The organism is Acidovorax sp. LjRoot204 (assembly GCF_056175785.1).
Map to the genome: position 1 here is coordinate 1 of NZ_JBGFFF010000088.1, position 20,594 is coordinate 20,594.

General features: G+C 64.4%; 18 protein-coding genes. 6 read left to right on the forward strand and 12 right to left on the reverse strand.

Going from position 1 to position 20,594, the window contains the following annotated elements:
• Positions 1-636 (forward strand): 50S ribosomal protein L3 N(5)-glutamine methyltransferase (prmB, locus tag AC04MI_RS15780; RefSeq protein ID WP_476498121.1); only part of this gene is annotated, 636 nt, incomplete at its 5' end.
• A 115-nt stretch (positions 637-751) separates the two neighbouring features.
• Positions 752-2,791: an ABC-F family ATP-binding cassette domain-containing protein gene (locus AC04MI_RS15785; RefSeq protein ID WP_476498122.1), complete on the forward strand. Its 2,040-nt coding sequence runs from the start codon at positions 752-754 to the stop codon at positions 2,789-2,791.
• A 477-nt stretch (positions 2,792-3,268) separates the two neighbouring features.
• Here AC04MI_RS15785 and phbB read toward each other — a convergent pair whose 3' ends face one another.
• The 4 genes from phbB to AC04MI_RS15805 form a co-directional block, all read right to left on the reverse strand.
• Positions 3,269-4,006 (reverse strand): acetoacetyl-CoA reductase, encoded by a 738-nt coding sequence (gene phbB / locus AC04MI_RS15790; RefSeq protein ID WP_056062618.1) that lies wholly within the window; start codon positions 4,004-4,006, stop codon positions 3,269-3,271.
• A 251-nt stretch (positions 4,007-4,257) separates the two neighbouring features.
• Entirely contained in the window at positions 4,258-5,040 is a 783-nt protein-coding gene (locus AC04MI_RS15795; protein ID WP_436077411.1) for an EAL domain-containing protein, read from the reverse strand.
• A 284-nt stretch (positions 5,041-5,324) separates the two neighbouring features.
• Positions 5,325-6,503 carry an acetyl-CoA C-acetyltransferase gene (locus AC04MI_RS15800; protein WP_476498123.1) on the reverse strand — a complete coding sequence of 393 codons (1,179 nt, stop codon included), beginning with the start codon at positions 6,501-6,503 and terminating at the stop codon, positions 5,325-5,327.
• Between the two features lie 70 nt (positions 6,504-6,573).
• Positions 6,574-8,274, reverse strand: a complete 1,701-nt coding sequence (locus AC04MI_RS15805) for a PHA/PHB synthase family protein (protein ID WP_476498124.1) — start codon at positions 8,272-8,274, stop codon at positions 6,574-6,576.
• Positions 8,275-8,397: 123 nt separating this feature from the next.
• Between AC04MI_RS15805 and AC04MI_RS15810 the strand changes: the two genes are divergently transcribed.
• Positions 8,398-8,739, forward strand: coding sequence for a hypothetical protein (locus AC04MI_RS15810; RefSeq protein ID WP_476498125.1), 342 nt, complete (start codon positions 8,398-8,400; stop codon positions 8,737-8,739).
• On the opposite strand, the gene AC04MI_RS15815 is transcribed toward AC04MI_RS15810, so the two are convergent.
• The 3 genes from AC04MI_RS15815 to AC04MI_RS15825 all read right to left on the reverse strand — a co-directional run bounded on the left by AC04MI_RS15815 (position 8,659) and on the right by AC04MI_RS15825 (position 10,796).
• The gene (locus tag AC04MI_RS15815) at positions 8,659-9,564 is read right to left on the reverse strand and encodes a purine nucleoside phosphorylase YfiH/LACC1 family protein (protein WP_476498126.1); all 906 of its coding nucleotides are present in this window, start codon (positions 9,562-9,564) and stop codon (positions 8,659-8,661) included. The two genes, AC04MI_RS15810 and AC04MI_RS15815, sit on opposite strands and share 81 nt — an antisense overlap.
• Positions 9,561-10,229 (reverse strand): maleylacetoacetate isomerase, encoded by a 669-nt coding sequence (gene maiA / locus AC04MI_RS15820; RefSeq protein ID WP_056062603.1) that lies wholly within the window; start codon positions 10,227-10,229, stop codon positions 9,561-9,563. Before maiA ends, AC04MI_RS15815 begins: the two co-directional genes overlap by 4 nt.
• 111 nt (positions 10,230-10,340) lie before the next feature.
• Positions 10,341-10,796 (reverse strand): MarR family winged helix-turn-helix transcriptional regulator, encoded by a 456-nt coding sequence (locus AC04MI_RS15825; protein WP_043566498.1) that lies wholly within the window; start codon positions 10,794-10,796, stop codon positions 10,341-10,343.
• A 121-nt stretch (positions 10,797-10,917) separates the two neighbouring features.
• Between AC04MI_RS15825 and AC04MI_RS15830 the strand changes: the two genes are divergently transcribed.
• From AC04MI_RS15830 to AC04MI_RS15840, 3 genes are all read left to right on the forward strand, one after another.
• Positions 10,918-11,613, forward strand: a complete 696-nt coding sequence (locus tag AC04MI_RS15830) for a fumarylacetoacetate hydrolase family protein (protein ID WP_056744961.1) — start codon at positions 10,918-10,920, stop codon at positions 11,611-11,613.
• A gap of 117 nt (positions 11,614-11,730) precedes the next feature.
• Positions 11,731-12,282 carry an NUDIX hydrolase gene (locus AC04MI_RS15835; protein ID WP_476498127.1) on the forward strand — a complete coding sequence of 184 codons (552 nt, stop codon included), beginning with the start codon at positions 11,731-11,733 and terminating at the stop codon, positions 12,280-12,282.
• Positions 12,283-12,290: 8 nt separating this feature from the next.
• A complete protein-coding gene (locus AC04MI_RS15840; RefSeq protein ID WP_146870954.1) occupies positions 12,291-12,524 on the forward strand; it encodes a DUF1737 domain-containing protein in 234 nt (77 codons plus the stop codon).
• Positions 12,525-12,579: 55 nt separating this feature from the next.
• On the opposite strand, the gene AC04MI_RS15845 is transcribed toward AC04MI_RS15840, so the two are convergent.
• From AC04MI_RS15845 to AC04MI_RS15865, 5 genes are all read right to left on the reverse strand, one after another.
• Positions 12,580-12,987 carry a collagen-like domain-containing protein gene (locus AC04MI_RS15845; RefSeq protein WP_056062595.1) on the reverse strand — a complete coding sequence of 136 codons (408 nt, stop codon included), beginning with the start codon at positions 12,985-12,987 and terminating at the stop codon, positions 12,580-12,582.
• Between the two features lie 245 nt (positions 12,988-13,232).
• The gene (locus tag AC04MI_RS15850; protein WP_476498128.1) at positions 13,233-15,527 is read right to left on the reverse strand and encodes a penicillin-binding protein 1A; all 2,295 of its coding nucleotides are present in this window, start codon (positions 15,525-15,527) and stop codon (positions 13,233-13,235) included.
• A 118-nt stretch (positions 15,528-15,645) separates the two neighbouring features.
• Positions 15,646-17,733: an NAD-dependent DNA ligase LigA gene (gene ligA, locus AC04MI_RS15855; protein WP_436077417.1), complete on the reverse strand. Its 2,088-nt coding sequence runs from the start codon at positions 17,731-17,733 to the stop codon at positions 15,646-15,648.
• 14 nt (positions 17,734-17,747) lie between these two features.
• Positions 17,748-18,863 carry a cell division protein FtsZ gene (locus AC04MI_RS15860; RefSeq protein ID WP_476498129.1) on the reverse strand — a complete coding sequence of 372 codons (1,116 nt, stop codon included), beginning with the start codon at positions 18,861-18,863 and terminating at the stop codon, positions 17,748-17,750.
• A 16-nt stretch (positions 18,864-18,879) separates the two neighbouring features.
• Positions 18,880-20,594, reverse strand: a 1,715-nt coding sequence (locus AC04MI_RS15865) for a coiled-coil domain-containing protein (protein WP_476498130.1), incomplete at its 5' end; no start/stop codon positions are given.

Here is a 20,594-nt window from a genome sequence, read left to right on the forward strand (position 1 = left end):
GCCTGGCTCCAGGGCGTGCCSTTCTAYGTGGACGAGCGCGCCATCGTGCCGCGCAGCTTCATTGCAGAGCTGCTAGTGGACGGCAGCGTGGACGAGTTCCTGAGCGACCTCACCCATCGGGTGCTGGACCTTTGCACGGGCAACGGCAGTCTGGCTGTGCTGGCGGCGATGGCCTGGCCCGAAGTCGAAGTGACCGGTGCTGATATTTCGCCCGACGCCTTGGCCGTGGCACGCATCAATGTGGAGAAACATCGGCYGCAGGACCGTATCACCTTGCAGTTGTCCGATGGACTGAGTGCCCTGCCCGGCCCCTGGGACCTGATCCTGTGCAACCCGCCCTACGTCAACGCCGACAGCATGGCCGTGCTGCCCAGCGAATACCGCGCAGAGCCCGAACTGGCCCTAGCCGGCGGCAAGGATGGCATGGACTTTGTGCGCCAGCTGTTTGCCGCCGCGCCCGCTTGCATGAGCGAAGACGCTGTGATCATTCTGGAGATCGGCAACGAGCGCGCCTATTTCGAGGCGGCCTTTCCGCAATTGCCGGTTTTCTGGCTCGATACCAGTGCAGGAGAAGACCAGGTTTTGCYGGTCACCCGGCAGGCGCTGGCTGCCCAAACCCGGCTCACGGCACAATAGAGCCCTTTACGCCACCTTTGGCTGCTGCAGCGGCTGTGCCGTTGGCAGTTGCGCTGGCCCCCAGAGTTTTGCATGCCACCCGCCTTGTGCGGGTGCGCTTTTTTCTGATTCCCGGATGATCACCCTCAAGAACGTTACCCTGCGCCGAGGCACGAAAGTCGTGCTCGACAGCGTGTCCACCACCATCAACCCCGGCGAAAGCGTCGGGCTTGTGGGCCGCAATGGCGCGGGCAAGTCCAGCCTGTTTGCGCTGCTCAGCGGCAAGCTCCATGAAGATGGCGGGGATTTTCACATCCCCTCGAGCTGGCGGATGGCCGAGGTCGCGCAGAACATGCCCGAGACCGACCAGTCGGCCACCGATTTTGTGCTCGAAGGCGACACGCGTCTGGCCGAGGTGCAACGCCAGTTGGCCGAAGCCGAGGCCAGCGACGATGGGATGGCCATTGCCCATGCCTATTCGGACCTGCATGACGCCGGCGCGCACGATGCCGTAGCGCGTGCCCAGGCGCTGATCCTGGGCCTGGGTTTTCGCGTGAGCGAACTCGACCAGCCCGTCAACAKCTTCTCCGGTGGCTGGCGCATGCGACTGCAACTGGCTCGCGCGCTGATGTGTCCCAGCGACCTCCTGCTGCTGGACGAGCCCACCAATCACTTGGATTTGGACGCTCTGGTCTGGCTCGAGGCCTGGCTCAAGCGCTACGCGGGCACCATGATCGTGATCAGCCACGACCGCGAGTTTCTGGACGCCATCACCAACGTCACGCTGCAAATCCAGCAAGGCGAGTTGAAYCGCTATGGTGGCAATTACAGCAAGTTCGAAGAGCTGCGCGCCCAGCAGCTCGAACTGCAACAGGCCAGCTTTGCCAAGCAGCAGGASAAGATSGCCCACCTGCAGAARTTCATCGACCGCTTCAAGGCCAAGGCCAGCAAGGCCAAGCAGGCGCAAAGCCGGGTCAAGCAACTCGAACGCATGGAGAAAATCGGACCTGTGCTCGCCGAGGCGGACTTCACTTTCGAGTTCAAGGAACCGGCCAACCTGCCCAACCCGATGCTGGCCATCAGCGACGCCTCGTTCGGCTATGTGGACGACGAGGGTACGCCCACCACCATTCTTACGGGCGTCAACCGTTCGGTGCTGGCGGGTCAGCGCATCGGCATCCTGGGCGCCAACGGTCAGGGCAAGTCCACGCTGGTCAAGACCATTGCGCGCACCATGAAAGCACTGGGCGGCAGCATCACCGAGGGCAAGGGCCTGAACATTGGCTACTTTGCCCAGCAGGAACTCGACGTGCTGCGCCCCAGCGAACACCCGCTGGAGCACATGATCCGCTTGGCCAAGGAGTTGGGGCCTGATGCCAAGCAACCCAGCCGGGAGCAGGATCTGCGCAGCTACCTGGGCAGCTTCAACTTCACCGGGGACATGGTCAAGCAGGCCGTTGGCACCATGAGCGGCGGTGAAAAGGCGCGCCTGGTGCTGGCCATGATCGTATGGCAGCGCCCCAACCTGCTGCTGCTGGACGAGCCTACCAACCACCTGGACCTGGCCACCCGCGAGGCGCTGGCGATGGCGCTCAACGACTTCGATGGCACTGTGATGCTGGTCAGCCACGACCGCGCCCTGCTGCGCTCGGTCTGCGAGGACTTCTGGATGGTGGGCCGGGGTGTGGTCGGCCCGTTCGACGGCGACCTGGACGACTATCAACGTTACCTGCTCGAAGAGTCCAAGCGCCTGCGCGAAGAAGCACGCCTTGCCGAGCAGGCGCAGGCCTCACAAGCTCCTGCAGCAGCCCCTACCGCAACACCGACACCGGTGGTCGCTCTGGCCTCCGTTGCCGCGCCAGCACCGGCTCCCGCTCTGTCCCCTTCGCGTGATGGGCGCGAGCAGCGCAAGCTTGACGCTCAAACGCGCCAGCAGCTGGCCGAAAAGACCCGGCCACTCAAAAAAGAGCTGGAACAGATCGATAAACGCTTGACGGCCCTGAGCGCAGAACGCACCCAATTGGAGCAAAAACTGACGGAAGCCTTGCCTCCTGCAGAGATCGCCGAGTGCGGCCGGCGATTGAAAGCCGGAAATGATGAAACGGAAAAACTGGAAGAGCGTTGGCTGGAAATTTCTTCCGAACTCGAAGAAATTTCAGCGGCCTCGGTGGGCTAGAGATGTAAAGTCCTGTAAATTCTTTCCAGAATTTTCCGGACTTTCCATTGATCCATCTCACTTCTACGCTATCAAATATGTAGCTACTTTTAGTGTAAATCTACAGGCTATTGCGGTTGCATTTTTTTGCGAAAGGTTGTCAACGGACTGTGGACCGCCCGCGTTGTTGGTACATCACAGGAGTTTTCCACCATGAATACCACCGCAATCTTGTCCGCTTGGCCCGAAGACGAACGCGACCGTAAGCGCGCACCGGCCCGCTTCTGAAAGCGCTGCGGCCTTGCCTCTGTTGTGTAGCCACACAGTGCACATCAAGCATAAACCATACCAAGGCATGAGAAATGTGGCCACATTAGCTCCATATTTCTCAGGTGGGCCATAGCAAGGTCGGAGTTAACTTCCGCGATTCTTGCAAGTCCCAACAAAAAACCCCGCAGATGCGGGGTTTTTTGTGGGTCCAAAAGGACGGAACAGCCTTTAGCCCATGTGCAGGCCGCCATTGACCGAAAAGTCTGCACCGGTGGCATATCCGCCCTCTTCCGAGGCCAGCCAGGCGATGATCGATGCAATCTCGCTGGGCTCACCCAGGCGTTTGACAGGCACCGTGGCGACAATCTTTTCCAGAACATCCGGACGGATTGCCTTGACCATGTCAGTGCCGATGTAGCCTGGGCTTACCGTATTGACGGTGACGCCCTTGGTGGCCAGTTCCTGCGCCAGGGCCATCGAGAAGCCATGCATGCCCGCCTTGGCGGCGGAATAGTTGGTTTGCCCCGCCTGACCTTTTTCGCCGTTGACGGAGCTGATGTTGATGATGCGGCCCCAGCCCTTTTCCACCATGTCAGACACCACCTGTTTGGTGACATTGAACATGCTGTTGAGGTTGGTTTCGATCACGGCGTCCCAGTCTTCGCGCGACATCTTGAGGAACATGCGGTCGCGTGTGATGCCAGCGTTGTTCACCAGCACGTCAATGGTGCCGTGCTCTGCCTTGGTCTTGCCAAAGGCTTCCACGGTGGAATCCCAATCACCCACGTTACCGACCGACGCATAAAACGTGTAGCCCAGGGCCTTTTGCTCTGCCAGCCATTTGGCGTGGTCCCGTGTCGGGCCGCAACCAGCGATGACTTTGAAACCTTCCTTGTGCAGGCGCTGGCAAATGGCGGTACCGATGCCTCCCATGCCACCGGTGACATACGCGACTTTCTGGCTCATGTGATTTCTCCTTGTTAGTGATTGGCTCAGGACCCACTCTACCGAAGAAATTGGGCACTGCCGTGAAGGAAAACACTGAAGCCCTTTCCTTTTTGACATATCCACATGCGTCACACAGCTGACGCGAGGCACGCTTATCGACGCGTCACCGGCGTAGCGCCTTCAGATGCACCAAATGGAGGCAGCGGATTGGCTGCTGTGGACTGCGGCAGCCCCCAAGGACTGGCTTGAAATGCAGGCGCTGTGTTGCGCTAGACGTGCCGTGGCGCAAGCGGCAAGGATTCCCATCCCGGCTTGGCGAACAGATAACCTTGCTGGTAGCGAACGCCCACCGAACTCAGGTAGGCGGACTCAGCGGAGGTTTCAATGCCCTCCGCCACAATGTCGATGGACAGCCGTTGGCAGACCAGCGCAATGCCGCACACGATCGCCTGTCGCACGGGGTCCCGATCGATGTTGCGAATCAGCTCCATGTCGATCTTGAGCACATGGGGCTGAAATTGCACCAGCATGTTCAGCCCCGCGTAGCCCGCACCAAAGTCGTCGATGGCCGTAATGAGGCCCTGGCGCCGGTATTCATTGAAGATGGACTTCAGGTGTGCACCATTGCTGACCTGCTCGCCCTCCGTCACCTCGAACATGATCCGGTTGTGCGGAAAATCGAACTCTACAGCCGCCTCCATGGTGGCGCGGATGCAGGTCTCGGGCCGATACACCGCATTGGGCAGGAAGTTGATGCTCAGTCGGCAGTCTGGCAGGCTGGCGAGCCCCAGGCGCGACGCTAGTTCAATGGCCTTGACGCGGCACGCCTGGTCAAACCGGTAGCGGTTGGTGTCATCCACCCACGACAGCACCGTACCAGCCGACTCGCCATCTGCACCGCGCACCAACGCTTCGTAGGCGAATGGGCGATCCAACTCCAGGTCCATGATGGGCTGGAACGCCATCGTGAAATCGAACGGAAGCTGCGTCTTGTCACGACAGGATTGGCAGCCCACAGGTTCGAAGGGTTGGGCAAAAATGGTCACTGTCATGGACAAACATCGTAACGCATCAGTACAAAATTGCGCTCTCCCAGCACCAGTGCAAAGCAAAGCCTTTCGCTTGTCGCAAAGCTATCTGGGTTAAAAGGTTGCGATCCGGACACAACACTCGCAGAGGCTGCCAATCCGCTCTCTGTCCCGTCCGTTCAGCAAAACCAATAAAAAAGGCCGCATGGAAATGCGGCCTTTTGACTGAGACTGGCAGTGACTTCGATCAACGCGTCGTTGGCACCACGCCAGTTGCCCCAAGCTGAAGCTGAAGCTGAAGCTGAGGCTCAGCGCTCCAAAGCCAGCGACACACCCATGCCACCACCGATACACAGCGCGGCCAGGCCCTTCTTCGCGTCACGGCGCTGCATTTCGTGCAAGAGCGTGACCAGAATGCGGCAGCCCGAKGCGCCGATGGGGTGGCCGATGGCRATGGCRCCKCCGTTCACGTTGACCTTGGCGGGGTCAATGGCCAGTTCCTTGTTCACAGCGCAGGCCTGTGCGGCGAAGGCTTCGTTCAGCTCGAACAGGTCCACGTCGGCGGCGTTCCAGCCTGCGCGCTGCAGGGCCTTGCGCGAGGCGGGCACGGGTCCYATGCCCATGGTGGCGGGGTCCAGACCGCTGGTGCCAAACGCAGCGATGCGAGCCAGGGGCTTGAGGCCCAGGGCCGCTGCCTTCTTGGCGCTCATCACCACTACGGCGGCGGCGCCATCATTCAGGCCCGATGCGTTGCCAGCGGTCACGCTGCCCGCCTTGTCAAAGGCGGGGCGCAGGCCTGCCAGCGCTTCGGCGTTGGTCTTGCGGTTGAGGTACTCGTCGGTGTTGAACAGGATGGGGTCACCCTTCTTCTGCGCCAGGCTCACGCCGACGATTTCATCGGCGAACTTGCCAGCATCTTGTGCAGCAGCTGCCTTTTGCTGGCTGGCCAAGGCCAGTGCGTCCTGCATGTCGCGGGTGATGCCGTACTKCTTGGCCACGTTYTCRGCCGTGATGCCCATGTGGTACTGGTTGTACACGTCCCACAAGCCGTCCACGATCATGGTGTCGATCAGCTTCCAGTCGCCCATGCGCTGGCCGTCGCGCGAGTTGGGCAGCACGTGCGGCGCCAGACTCATGCTCTCCTGGCCGCCGGCCACGACGATCTCGCTGTCGCCCCAGGCCACAGCCTGGGCAGCCAGCATGACCGCCTTCAAACCGGAGCCGCACACTGCGTTGATGGTGAGTGCAGGGGTTTCCTTGGCCACGCCCGCCTTCATGGAGGCCTGACGCGCGGGGTTCTGGCCCACGCCAGCTGCCAGCACCTGGCCCATGATGACTTCGCCGATCTGGTCGGACGAGAGACCTGCGCGCGCGATGGCTTCACGGATCACGATAGCGCCGAGTTCGGTCGCAGGCGTCTTGGCCAGCGAGCCACCAAACTTGCCCACAGCAGTGCGAGCGGCAGAAACGATGACGATGTCTTCCATGGAATGTCCTTGTAGTGGTGAGTGGTGGTTCAGTGATTCTCGCAGCGCCAAAAGTCAGGACTTTTGCGTATCAGGCTTTCTGCTTGACATAGCGGCCAGGCGCGGGCTCGATGGCCTTGAACTTGGTGCCTTTGCCGTAGGCCTTGGGCGCSGSRAYCTGYTTGCCCGCATGGCYCTTGAGCCAGCCTGACCAGTCGGTCCACCAGCTGCCGGGRTGCTCGGTRGCGCCWKCCAGCCATTGGTCCAGCGTGCCTGGGAACTTGCCGTCGGCGCGGGTCCAGTGGCTGCGCTTGCCCTTGGCGGGTGGGTTGATCACGCCCGCGATGTGGCCTGAGGCGCCCATCACAAAACGCTTCTTGCCCGGCAGCACCTGGGTGGACGCATAAGCGGCCGTGGCGGGCACGATGTGGTCTTCGCGCGAGCCGTAGATGTAGACAGGCAGGTCGAGGCCGCCCAGGTCCAGCTTTTCGCCGCACACGGTGAGCTTGCCCGGCTTGACCAAGTTGTTTTCGAGGTAGAAATTGCGCAAGTACCAGGCGTAGAACGGGCCGGGAAGATTGGTGCTGTCGCTGTTCCAGTACAGCAGGTCAAACGGCGGCGGCGTYTCGCCCTTSAGGTAGTTGCCSACCACGTAGTTCCAGACCAGRTCGTTGGGCCGCARGAAGCTGAAGGTSGASGCCAGGTCCTGCCCCTTCATCAGCCCGCCATGGCCCATCTGCATCTCGCGGAACTTGACGAAGGCTTCATCAATGAACACGTCCAGAATGCCCGTGTCGGTGAAGTCAATCAGCGTGGTGAGGAAGGTGGCACTGGCCACGGGCTCGTCGCCGCGCGCYGCCAGCACCGCCAGCGCATTGGACAGGATGGTGCCGCCCACGCAAAAACCCAGCGCGTTGATCTGCTCGGCACCGGTGATGTTCTGCACTACGTCGATGGCGGCCATGGCGCCATCTTCCACGTAGTCGTCCCAGGTCTTGTGGGCCAGGCTGTCATCAGGGTTGCGCCAGCTCACCACGAAGGTGCGGTGGCCTTGTTCCACCGCGTAGCGGATCAGCGAGTTCTCGGGCTGCAGGTCGAGGATATAGAACTTGTTGATGCASGGCGGCACCAGCAGGAACGGSCGCTCGTASACCTTGGCCGTGAGSGGCTTGTATTCGAGCAGYTGGAAMWRCTCGTTYTCGAACACCACRGCGCCYTCGGTGGTGGCCACRTTGCGSCCCACYTCGAASRSGCTTTCGTCGGTCATCGACACGTGGCCCTGCGTGATGTYRTGCAGCAGGTTCTGCATGCCCTTGGCAATGCTCTCGCCCTTGGTCTCGATGGCTTTTTTCTGCGCTTCGGCATTGAAGGCGAGGAAGTTGCTGGGTGCCATGGCTGCCATCCACTGCTCCACGCCAAATCGGATGCGGGCCTTGGTCTTTTCGTCGGCCTCGACCGCCTCGGCCAGCCCCATCAGGGTGCGGGCATTGAGCAGGTAGGCGGCGGCTGAAAACGCTGCCACAGGGTTGCTGGCCCAGCCCTCACCGGCAAAACGCTTGTCCTTGACCTCGGGGGTGCCCTGCAAGCCCTGTGCCCAGAGGTCCTGCGCTTCTTTGAGGTATTGCTGCTGCAATGCCTGCAGCTTGGTTTGTGACAGCTTCAGGGGTGCGGCGGCGGGTACCTGCGCCCCCAGGTCCAGTTTCTGGAACGATTGCAGCGCCTGCGACCAGCTTTGCCCGAAAATCTGCTGGAACTGCTGGGCGCTCTCGGCCCAGGGTGATTCAGAAGTCATGCTCATTCCTCGATGGTTGGTCGCTCGCAGCGGCTGGGGCCTGATTTTTGTTTCGCGGGTTCATTGTTGCCCACCGCCATGGTGCATGGCAACGAATTCAACGCTTTCAGTGCACACAAACCAATGTACCTCATCGTCATCGCCTGGACCTACGTCACACTCATGATGGCGGTGGCCGAGGCCACCAGTCCGCAGGGCACCGTGCTGGGCGCCATCATCACGTTTGCACTGTATGGCCTTCTGCCCATGGGCATCCTGGTGTACATCCTGGGCACGCCTTCGCGCAAGCGCAAGATCAAGGAACGGGAGGCGGCCGAACAGGCTGCGTATGACGCGGAGCAGGCTGCAGCCCGCGTGGCCGATGCGGGAGCCGRGTCGGCAGCGTCAGCCGCGCCAGATGCAGGCGGCAAAGCGCCCGCTGCCGCCGAGGGCGGCGCTGTCACGGCGGTGCGAAAAGAACCTTGAGGCCTGCGTGACAGTGCACCACGGCGGGGTGCTGTCGTTGCCGTAAATGTGCGTGATGCCCATGGCACGCAGCCGCAGCCGGGCCAGCCCTGCGAGATCGCACAGGTACTTGCCCGGTGCGTCGGGACGGGCCACAAAACATGGAGCAGCCGCAGCGCCCAATGCGCCCGGCGCGTCGCAGAACGCCGCACGCACCTCCGCCCCTACCTCGAAAGCTGTGGGGCCAATGCAGGGGCCCAACCAGGCCAGCGTGTGGGCCGCAAGCTCTGAAGCGGCCGGAGAGCCTGGCGCCGACGCTCCGTTTTTGATAGCTACTGAGGCATGATGCACTAGCGCTTCATGGCAAAAATGCTTGAAAACCGATTCCAGCACGCCCTGCCCTGCGTGCCCGGCCAGCCCGCGCCAGCCGGCGTGGGCCGCAGCCACCACCTGGCCTGAGCGGTGGGCCAGCAGCACGGGCAGGCAGTCGGCCACCATGATGGTGCAGACGGCGCCGGGTGCGCTGGCTACGCAGGCGTCGGCCTCTGTGCCGTCGGGGGTGCTCGCATCCAGCAACACCACGCCATCGCCGTGCACCTGGTTCAGGAACACTGAGCGGGCGTCCGGGGTGGTGGATTGCAAGGCGGACTGCAAGGTCTGCCGGTTGGCAGCCACTGCCAGCGGATCGTCGCCCACATGGGTGCCCAGGTTGAACTGGTCGTACGGTGCGCGGCTCACGCCGCCCGTGCGCGTGGTGCACAGCGCATGCACACCGGGCGGTGCGGGCCAGTCGGGCACCAGCCAGTCTGCGTGCCGGCTTGGGACCGACGATGACACAGGCGTCACGCTTCGTTGTCCGGGCAGGCCGAGGGCTGCGCCTGCTGGAATGCAGGCAGTGCCATGCAGGCGTCAAACACCCCCATGGTGAGTGGCAGGCCGTCCAGACTGACCTTGAAGCGCTGCGCGTTGAAGATCTGTGGCACCAGGCAGCAGTCGGCCAGCGTGGGCGTRTCGCCCCAGCACAGCACCGAGGGCGCCATGCCCTGTGCTGCGCGTTCTTGCGCCAGCAGCTCCAGTTGCCGCTCAAACGCCTCCAGACCGCCACGCACCCAGTGGTGGTACCAGGCGTTCTTGGCATCTTCATCCACCTTCAGGTCACGCACCAGGTACTTGAGCACGCGCAGGTTGTTGAGCGGATGGATCTCGCACGCCACCATCTGCGCCAGCGCCCGCACCCGGGCCCGGGCCAGCGGCGTGGCGGGCAGCAGGGCGGGCGTCGGGTGGGTTTCGTCCAGGTATTCGATGATGGCCATGGACTGGGACAGCGCCGTCCCTCCGTCGGTCACCAGCGTGGGCACCAGTGCGTCGCCAATGCGGCGCAGGTACTCGGGGTCCTTGTGTTCGCCCTTGACGAGGTGCACGGGCAGGTAGTCATAGTCCAGGCCCTTGATCTGCAGCGCGATGCGCACGCGGAACGAGGCAGAGGAGCGGAAGTAGTTGTACAGCTGCATGGAAGAACGGTGCCTGTGATGGGGTCTGTGGGGATACGGAACCGGCGCACCGTGGTGCCAGCACGCCGCAGATGGCAAGCCTCTGGGGCCTGAGAGCGCGGGACGTGCCGGTCAGGCGCCCGAAGTGCCTGCCGGGTCCTGGTGGTTGTATACGACTTTGGAGAGCAGCACCATCAGGTCGGCGCTTTCCTGGGCGGTGAGCGGTGCGGTCAGGCGTTCCTGCACTCGCTGGGCGGCGTCGCGCATCTGCAGGGCGGCCACTTCGCCTTCAGGGGTGATCCACAGCAGCTTGCGGCGGCGGTCGCGGGTGTCGGGCTCGCGGCGGATCCAGCCGCGCTTTTCCAGTCGCCCGATCACCGAGCCGGAAGTGGCTGCATCGAACGCCACGCGGGCCGCCAGGGTGACCTGGTCTTCGCCCGGCTGGGCCAGCAGCTCGTGCAGGATGGCGAACTGCACCGGCGTCACGTCAAATCCGGCCGTCTCTTCCATGAAAAGTGCCACGGTCCGCTGGTGGGCGCGGCGCACCAGGTGGCCCGGCGTATTGTGGAAATCGAAGCTCTTTGCCATGGGCGCGAGTGTAGCGCCCCCCAGCAGAGGGTCTGCGCCCATGGCACACTGCCACACTGCGGCGCACACGGTACTGCGCCCGGTTTTTTGACAGCATTCCCAGAACCTTTGAAAGGCAGACATGAGCTACGTGTTTCCTCCAGCCCCCGTGGTCAGCGTGCCCGTGGTGGGCAGCGGCGAACGGTTTCCGGTGCACCGCATCTACTGCGTGGGCCGCAACTACGAAGAACATGCCAAGGARATGGGTTTCACCGGCCGCGAGCCRCCGTTCTTCTTCCTCAAGCCTGCGGATGCCATCGTGGTCGTCAACGCGGGCGAAACCGGGCAACTGCCCTACCCCAGCCTGACCGCCAACCTGCACCACGAGATCGAGCTGGTGGTGGCCATTGGCAAGGGCGGCAAGAACATCCAGGCTGCCGACGCTTTTAGCCACATTTATGGCTACGCCGTGGGCCTGGACATGACCCGCCGCGACCTGCAAAACGACATGAAGAAACAGGGCCGCCCCTGGTGCATTGGCAAGGGCTTCGACGCCAGCGCGCCCATCGGTCCCATCACGCCGGCAGCCCAGGCAGGTGATGTGGCCAACGCGCCCATCTGGCTGCAGGTCAACGGAGCGGACCGCCAGCGCAGCACCGTGACCCAGTTGATCTGGAACATTGCCGAGACCATCGAGCACCTGTCGGCCGCGTGGGAGCTGCAGCCCGGCGACCTGATCTACACCGGCACCCCCGAAGGCGTGGGCGCCGTGGTGCGTGGCGATACGCTCGAAGGCGGCGTGGCAGGACTCACGCCCTTGCGCCTGACCGTAGTCTGAAGACCACCGGGCAGCCCTGCTGCCCGGCCAGGCGAACGCTGAAAATGCTACGATTTTTATAGCTGGTAGCGCATGTTTCACTAGCGCTACCAGCCACTCTGACCCTCAAACCCCTGCATGACCTACCGCAGCCCCATCAAACATTGCCGCGCCTGTGGCACCGCCGTGGTGTACCGCCTGCCGGACGACGGCGACACCAAACAGCGTGCGGTCTGCCCCGCCTGCAACACGGTGCACTACGAGAATCCGCTCAATGTGGTGGGCAYGGTGCCCGCGCTGCCCGATGGCCGCATCCTGCTGTGCAAGCGCAACATCGAACCCCGCTGGGGCAAATGGACGCTGCCCGCAGGCTTCATGGAGCTGGATGAAACCACGGCACAGGGTGCGGCGCGCGAGACCGATGAGGAAGCCGGTGCGCAGATCGAGATCGGCCCCCTGTTCAGCCTGCTGAACGTGCGCCGCGTGGGCCAGGTGCACCTGTTCTACCGCGCCACGCTGCTCAGCGACCAGTTCAACCCGGGCTACGAAACCATCGAGGCGCGGCTGTTTGCCGAAGACGAGGTCCCCTGGGACGAGCTGGCCTTCCGCACCGTGAAAGAAACACTGGAGTGCTACTTTGCCGACCGCAAGGCGGGCACCATGGGCATGCACTTCATCGACATTGAGTAGGCCCTGCCATGACGGTTGCCACCTCCACAGCATCACCCGCAAACACCACGCAGGCCAGTGTGCCGCCCGATGGCCTGCCCGCCTACCGCCTGCTCACAGGCCCCGACGACGCCAGCTTCTGCCGCCGCGTGAGCGACGCGCTGGCGCTGGGCTATCGGCTGTATGGCTCTCCTGCGGCCACCTTCAATGGGCAGACCGTGATCGTGGCCCAGGCCATCGTTTGGCCCGGTACGGTGGCCTGACTGAGCGGCCAACCCATCAGGCCGTGGTCTTATCGCACCTGCCGCGCGCAGCGCATCAAGGCTTGGCAGGAATCACGATGACGGTATTGCCGTCGCCCGAGCTACCGGCACTGCCGGTGTTTCCGGTGTTGCCCTTGCTGCCGGTGTTGCCCGTATTTCCCTTTGCGCCCGTCGCCCCCGTGTCACCCTGGTAGCCGGTAGCCCCCTGCATTCCGGTCGCACCGGTGCTGCCCTGTCCTCCGGTGGCCCCTGTCGAGCCCATACTGCCTGTGGCACCGGTGTAGCCCGTATTGCCCTGGTTGCCCGTGGCTCCCGTCGCGCCGGTGTAGCCAGTATCGCCAGTCTTGCCGGTGTAACCCGTGTTGCCGGTATTGCCTTGCGCGCCCGGAGGGCCCATGGGGCCGGTGCAGGCGCCCAGGGTCAGGGTGGCCAGTACCAGCAAGGTGGTGGTGATTGTTTTCATGGTGAGTCCTTTGGCGTTGCATGCAGTCCAACGACTGCATGCGCCACTGTGCGGGGCACCTCTGGCAGGGTCTGTTCGCTTGCGCGCTTAGTGCGGGCGACAAACGCTGGACGCAGACTTTGGCGACAACGTCCTACACCTCGCAAAGCCCCTATTCAGGCGGCATTGCTTTAAGGCCCCAAGGCAACACCCACCCCATCGCGCCGAAGGCGCTGGTGTCACAGAAGCCCAGAAGACGCAACGGCCTATTCGCCCCCCACCCGGTCTTCCGCAGGCACAKGCGGCGAGACAGAACCCGGTGGATCGATGGTGACCGGCGGCAAACCACCCACACCCGCAGGCCTTGGCGGCATGCTAGGCACCGGGGGTTGCTGGGGGTCGGTGCGGAACAGCCCCCGGATCCAGTCGCGCATGGTGCTGAGCGAGCTGTCGGGCGGTGGCGGCGGGCTGGTGTCAAACTCGTCCACAAACCGGTCGTTGCCGTCGATCACCTTGTTGCGGATGGCCTGCTGCATGAACTCGCCCACCATGGGCAACGCACTGCGCGCGCCCTGCCCCCAGTAGTCGCTGCGCAGCGTGATGCGCCCGTCGTTGAAGCCGGCCCATGCGCCTGCCACCACGCGGGTGTGCATCAGGATGAACCAGCCATCGGTGTTGTCTTGTGTGGTGCCGGTCTTGCCCGCCACGTCGGCCTGGATGCCATACCGCGTGCGGATGGCCGTGGCCGTGCCCCGGTCCACGGCACCGCGCATGGTGTTGCGCAGGGTCTGGGCAGCCCGGGGCTGGAAGACCTCTTCCGGCACGGGCTTGGCAAAGGTCTCCAACACCTTGCCGTGGCGGTCTTCGATGCTGGTGATGAGCACGGGCTCCACATAGCGGCCCAGGTTCACGATGCTGCTGTAGGCCGAGATCATCTCCTTGAGCGTGACCGGGCTGGTGCCCAGCGCGAGGGACGGAACCTCCTCCAGCTTGGACTGCCGCACGCCGAGGGCGCGTGCCACTTCGGCCACGCGGGCCGGGCCCACCTGCTGCATCACCTGCGCGGTGATGGTGTTCTTGGACAGCGCGAGGCCATCGGCCAGCGTCATGGGCTGGTCGCTGGGCGGGCCGCCATCGGTGGGGCGCCAGACGCGGCCACCGCCCAGCGGGATTTCGACAGCGGTATCCATCAACGTGTCTTCGGGCGTGRCACCGTTGGCAAACGCAGCGCCATACACAAACGGCTTGAAGGTAGAGCCCGGCTGGCGGCGCGCAGCCTGCACATGGTCAAACGGGTCTTGCGCAAAGTCGCGGCTGCCCACCCAGGCCAGCACATGGCCGGTGACCGGGTCTTGCGCCAGAAAGCCCGCCTGCACACGCGTCTTTTCGGCGCGCAGCTTGGCCATGAAGGAGGCGTCATCCAGCAGCGCCTTCAGGGCGTCGTCAGGGGGGTCGCCCTTGTCCACGGCCGCGCGGTATTCGGCGCTCTCGCGCACCAGGGTCTGCACCAGCTCGTTCTTGGGGCCCCAGCCGTTGCGCTGCGACCAGGCGGTGTCTGCCACGCCTTGCAATTGCCGGCCCTGCCGTGCCACCGCCTGGTTGGCATAGGCCTGCAGGCGCGAATCAATGGTGGTGCGAATCACCAGACCGTCCGAATACAGGCTGTAGCCCCTGCTGTCGGCCCAGTCGATGAGCTGCTTGCGCAGCTGGATCGCAAAGTGCGGCGCCGGGCCCATCACCTCCGTCTGGCGTTCGAAGTTGATGCGCAGCGGGCGTTTTTGCAGGGTCTCGAACTGCTTGGCATCGAGCTTGCCCCGCTTAACCATCTGCGACAGCACCGTGTTGCGGCGGGCCTGCGCGCGCTCGGGGTTGAGCACCGGGTTGTAGTAGGCCGTGCCCTTGAGCATGCCAATCAGCGTGGCGCTTTCCAGCACATTGAGCTTGTCGGCCGACTTGTCGAAATAGGTGCGCGCGGCCATCTCGATGCCATAGGCGTTGTACAGAAACGGCACGGTGTTGAGGTAGGTTTCCAGGATCTCGTCCTTGGAATACGACGCCTCGATCTTGAGCGCGGTGATCGCCTCCTTGAGCTTGCGCGTGAGCGTGCGCGAGCGCCCGATTTCCTCTGGGAACAGATTGCGCGCCAGCTGCTGGGTGATGGTGGAGCCGCCCTGCGGGTCCCCGCGCAGCGTCAGCACCACCGACGACGCCGTGCGCCGCCAGTCCAGCCCGAAGTGCTTGTAGAAACGGTGGTCCTCGGTCGCTATCAGAGCGTCCACCACGTTGGGCGAAATCTGGTTCAGCTCCACCCATTCGCGGTTGGCCCAGCGGTATTCGGCCAGCAGCTTGCCGTCGGCCGACATAAGCTGCGCCGGCAGCTCGCTCTTGGCCTTGCGGATGTCGCTGATGCCGGGAGTAAAAGGCACCAACGCCAGCGTGAACACCAGCAGCGCAGCGGGCACCGCCACCACCGTCCACAGCAGCAGGCGCCGCACGGGCCGGGGAACCCAGGCCAACAGGCTCGCCATGCGGGCCCGGAAAGAAAGCAGCCAGTTGTGCATCAATGAATCGCCGGGAGATTGGGGGTCGCTTCAGGACCGCCCCATCAGGGGCCGGTCAGGAAGGAGAAAGGGGAATGAGAACGCGAAAAAAGAGTCGGGCATGGTGCACCGTGCTCCGTCAGACACCCTGGCCTGACAACAGTTCCAGCATGCCGGCTTCGTCGAGCACGGGCACACCCAGTTCCTGGGCCTTGGCCAGCTTGCTGCCGGCTTCTTCGCCCGCCACCACGTAGCTGGTCTTTTTGCTGACGGAGCCCGCCACCTTGGCACCAGCCGCCTCCAGCAGGTCTTTGGCGGCGTCGCGGCTCAGGGTGGGCAAGGTACCGGTCAGCACCACCGTCTTGCCCGCCAGGATCTGCGGAGCGCGCTCGGCCACCGGCCCCTCGGGCCAGGTCACGCCGCAGGCGCGCAGTTGCTCGACCACCTCGCGGTTGTGCGGTTGCTGGAAGAAAGTGTGCAGGCTCTGCGCCACCACGGGGCCCACGTCGTTCACCTCTAGCAACTGCTCAACGCTGGCGTCCATGATGGCGTCCAGCGTGCCAAAGTGCCGCGCCAGGTCCTTGGCCGTGGCCTCGCCCACATGGCGCAGTCCCAGGCCGAACAGAAAACGTGGCAAGGTGGTCTGCTTGGATTTTTCGAGCGCGGCCAGCACGTTCTGGGCCGATTTCTCGGCCATGCGCTCCAGCGCGATGAGCGATGTGAGGCCCAGCCGGTACAGGTCGGGCAGCGTGCGGATCACATTGGCATCCACCAGCTGGTCCACCAGCTTGTCGCCCAGGCCCTCGATGTCCATGGCGCGGCGCGCGGCAAAGTGCAGGATGGCCTCCTTGCGCTGCGCGGCACAGAACAGGCCGCCCGTGCAGCGGTGGTTGGCCTCGCCCTTTTCGCGCACCACGGCGCTGCCACACACGGGGCAGGCCTTGGGCATCTGAAAATTGGGTACATAGCCCGTGCGGTTGCCCGGCATCACGCCTACCACTTCGGGGATCACATCGCCCGCACGGCGCACGATGACGGTGTCGCCCACGCGCACGCCCTTCTTGCGGATCTCGAACAGGTTGTGCAGCGTGGCGTTGGTGACGGTGACGCCGCCCACAAACACAGGCGCCAGACGCGCCACAGGCGTGATCTTGCCGGTGCGGCCCACCTGCACGTCGATGCCTTCGATCCTGGTGGCCATCTCCTGCGCGGGATATTTGTGCGCCACGGCCCAGCGCGGCTCGCGGGTCTTGAAGCCCAGGTCGCGCTGCAGCTGCAGGGAGTTGACCTTGTAGACGACGCCGTCAATGTCGTACGGCAGCGCATCGCGACTGGCACCCACCTGCTGGTGAAACGCTACCAATTCAGTAGCACCCACCGCAATTTTTACCTGCGCTGCCACCGGGAAACCCCAGGATTTCAACGTCTGCAGCATCTCGAAATGCGTGCGGAACACGGGCCCACCCTCGGCAGGCGGCGTGATGGCGCCCAGGCCATAGGCAAAAAAGCTCAAGGGCCGCTGGGCGGTGATGTTGGAGTCCAGCTGGCGCACCGCACCCGCAGCCGCATTGCGTGGGTTCACAAAGGTCTTGCCGCCCTGCTCCCGCTGGCGCTCGTTCAGCGCGTCGAAGTCGGCGCGGCGCATGTAGACCTCGCCGCGCACTTCGAGCAAAGAAGGCACGCCGTCGGGCAGGGTCAGCGGAATCTGGCGGATGGTGCGGATGTTGTGCGTCACGTCCTCGCCCACCTCGCCATCACCGCGCGTGGCGGCCTGCACCAGGCGGCCGTTTTCGTAACGCAGGCTCATGGCCAGGCCGTCAAACTTGGGCTCGGCCACGTATTCAATGGCAGGGTCAGCATCGGTCAGGCCCAGCTCGCGCCGCACGCGCGCATCAAACGCCTGGGCGCCCGTGGCCTCGGTGTCGGTTTCGGTGTGGATGCTGAGCATGGGCACCGTATGGCGCACGGGGGCCAGGCCCTCCATCACCGCGCCAATCACGCGCTGCGTGGGCGAGTCGGGGGTGACGAGGTTGGGGTGCGCAGCCTCCAGCGCCTGCAGCTCGCGGAACACGCGGTCGTATTCGGCGTCAGGCACGGTGGGCTCGTCCAGCACGTAGTACTGGTGCGCCCACTGGTTGAGCTGGTCGCGCAGTGCTTTGATTTTGATAGCTGGCTGCGCTTGATCCACGGGCGCTGGAGCCGAAAAAAGATCCAGATTGTCGGTCATGGCCGCACCGGCGCTCAGCTGAAAAGGCGCCGCGCCAACACCGACCCCGCCGACAGATCGCGTCCATCGAGCTGGTCATACAGCAGCTCCAGGTCCGCAGCGATCGGGTCCATGGCCATGGCGGGCAGCGGCGTGCCGTTCTGGTCGCACAGCACGCCATCCATGGCCTGGCACAGGGCGGCGGCCACGTCGCGCAGGCGGGCAAAGGGCTGCTCGGTGCGGTGGACCTGGGCGACGTCCAGGCTCAGCGTGATGTCGCGGATGGCGGACTGGTCCGGATCGTCGGCCAAGGCGGCCTGGGTGTCGTAGCCCAGCGTGAGCAAGGGCGGCAGGCCCTGGGTGCTGGCGGGCAGCACCAGGCGGCCGGGCATGGCGCCGGGCACAAAGCCCAGGCGGGCAGCGTTCTGCTGCACGTAGCCAGGGCTCCAGGCGGCCTGGCGGGCGCGCAGCATGAACATGAGCTGGGCGTCGTGGTCGCTGGCGAACTGGTCCAGCTCGCGGGCGCGGGCCACTTCCTGCAGCATGTCGGGGAAGTCGGGGGCGGCGTTGATGGTGTCGGCAAAGGCCTGMGCCTTGACSACRAAYTCSGARWACTCGATCTCGTTGAGCGCRCCSRTGCGGTTRGCCAGYTGCACACCCGCCTGAAACGCCTGGTAGCGCTGGCCGGGGGCCGGGGTTTCCCACTGCTGCGTGGCCTCGTTCAGGCCTTCGATGGCAAAGGGCTTGCTGCCTGCGCGGCGGGTGGGCGGCAGCGCGGCCAGCGCTGCATCGCCCGACACCACATGCTCGGGCTGCAGCGAGGCGATCACGTCGATGAGCGGGTCCAGCCCGGGGCGGCGCTCGGACGAAAACGGTGGCACGGGCAGTTGCAGGGCGTCGCCTGCGTCCACGGTGTGTTCAGACGGCTCCGGCCCCCGGTCCAGGCCATGGAACTCGCTGGGCGGCATTGCCCCCGCCGCAGCGGCATCAAAACCCGGCTCCAGGCGCTGCGCGGGCTCTGCCGCTGGGTCGTGCTCCGTGGGCAAGGCGCGCTTGGGCGCGTTGCGGCGCGAGGTCCAGGTGTTGTAGGCCACGATCAGGGCCAGCACCAGGCCACCGATGATGGCGAGACTCAGTTGCAATGTGCTCATGTTTGAATCAATGGGTTCAAGCGTCCACCATCGTCAGGGCCGACTCCATGTCCACGGCCACGATGCGCGACACGCCCTGCTCCTGCATGGTCACGCCGATCAGTTGCTCGGCCATTTCCATCRCGATCTTGTTGTGGCTGATGAACAGGAACTGTGTGCCCTTGCTCATGCTGGACACCAGCTTGGCATAACGTTCGGTGTTGGCGTCGTCCAGGGGCGCGTCCACCTCGTCCAGCAGGCAGAACGGCGCGGGGTTGAGCTGGAAGATGGCAAACACCAGCGCGATGGCCGTGAGGGCCTTTTCGCCCCCCGACAGCAGGTGAATGGTCTGGTTCTTCTTGCCGGGTGGCTGGGCCATCACCTGCACGCCGGAGTCGAGAATTTCGTCGCCGGTGATGATGAGCTTGGCCTGGCCGCCCCCGAACAGCTCGGGGAACATGCGGCCGAAGTGCGCGTTCACGGTGTCGAACGTGCCCGAGAGCAGCTGGCGCGTTTCGCCATCGATCTTGCGGATCGCGTCTTCCAGCGTGTTCATGGCCTCGGTCAGGTCGGCGGTCTGGGCATCCAGGAACACCTTGCGCTCACTCGCCAGCTTCAATTCATCCAGCGCGGCCAGGTTGACGGCGCCCAGTGCCGCAATCTCGCGGTGCRGGCGGTCGATTTCGCTCTGCAGGCCGCCCATGCGCACATTGCCCTCGGTGATTGACTGGGCCACGGCTTCCAGATCGGCCTGGGCGTCTTGCAGCAAGGTGGTGTATTGCTCCAGGCCCAGGCGCGCGGCCTGTTCCTTGAGCTGGAAYTCGGTGATGCGCTGGCGCAGCGGRTCGAGYKCGCGCTCCAGCTGCAKSCGGCGYTCGTCGCTGGCGCGCAGCTTGGTGGTCAGGTCGTCGTATTCGCTGCGCTGGGCGGCCAGTGCCTTTTCGCGCTCCATCTTCACTTCCAGCGCGGCCTGCAGGCCGCCTTGGGCGGCGGCGTCAGAGAGACGGGCGAGTTCATCGCGCGCACGCTGCTCCTCGTCGGCCAGGGCCTTGGCCTGTTGTGTGGCGGTTTCGATAGAGCGGTTGAGTTCGCCCCGGCGCGCCTCCAGGCTGCGCTGCGAGAACGTGGCCTCCTGCGCCTGGCGCTCCAGCGTGCGCTGCTGTTCACGGCAGGCGGTGAGTTTGCGTTCGGCCTCAATGACCTTGTCGCCCAGCTGGGCCTCGCGCTCCTGGCTGTCGGCCAGCTGCATGTCSAGCTCTTCAAAGCGGGCCTCGGCGGCCACGCGGCGTTCCTGCAGGTCGGCCAGCTGGGCTTCGACCTCGGCCAGGTCGCCGTCGATCTGTGCGCTGCGGGCGCGGGTCTGCTCGGCCAGCTGGGTCAGGCGCAGGGTTTCGACCTGCAGCTCGTGGGCGCGGCTTTGTGTTTCGGTCGCTTCGCGGCGTGCGGCCACGAGGCGCTGCGAGGCATCGGCATAGGCCGCTTCCGCACGGACCAAAGCGGTGCGTGATTCTTCGGCGATCAGCGCCTGCGCGCGCAATTCCTTTTCGAGGTGCTCGATCTCCTGGGCGCGGGCCAGCATGCCGGACTGCTCGGAGTCCTGCGCGTAAAAGCTCACGCTGTGCGCACTGACGGCATGGCCGGTAGGAACAAACACCACCTCCCCGGGTTGCAGCGTGCTGCGGCGGGCCAGGGCGTCGTCCAGCGTGGGGGCGGTGTAGCAGCCTTGCAGCCAGTCCACCATCACGGCACGTA

What these genes read in the sequence shown, in the direction of transcription:
- phbB (WP_056062618.1), bottom strand. Translation starts at nt 4,006, where the DNA reads ATGAGCCAGAAAGTCGCGTATGTCACCGGTGGCATGGGAGGCATCGGT.
- AC04MI_RS15795 (WP_436077411.1), bottom strand. Translation starts at nt 5,040, where the DNA reads ATGACAGTGACCATTTTTGCCCAACCCTTCGAACCTGTGGGCTGCCAA.
- AC04MI_RS15825 (WP_043566498.1), bottom strand. Translation starts at nt 10,796, where the DNA reads ATGGCAAAGAGCTTCGATTTCCACAATACGCCGGGCCACCTGGTGCGC.
- AC04MI_RS15840 (WP_146870954.1), top strand. Translation starts at nt 12,291, where the DNA reads ATGACGGTTGCCACCTCCACAGCATCACCCGCAAACACCACGCAGGCC.
- AC04MI_RS15845 (WP_056062595.1), bottom strand. Translation starts at nt 12,987, where the DNA reads ATGAAAACAATCACCACCACCTTGCTGGTACTGGCCACCCTGACCCTG.
- ligA (WP_436077417.1), bottom strand. Translation starts at nt 17,733, where the DNA reads ATGACCGACAATCTGGATCTTTTTTCGGCTCCAGCGCCCGTGGATCAA.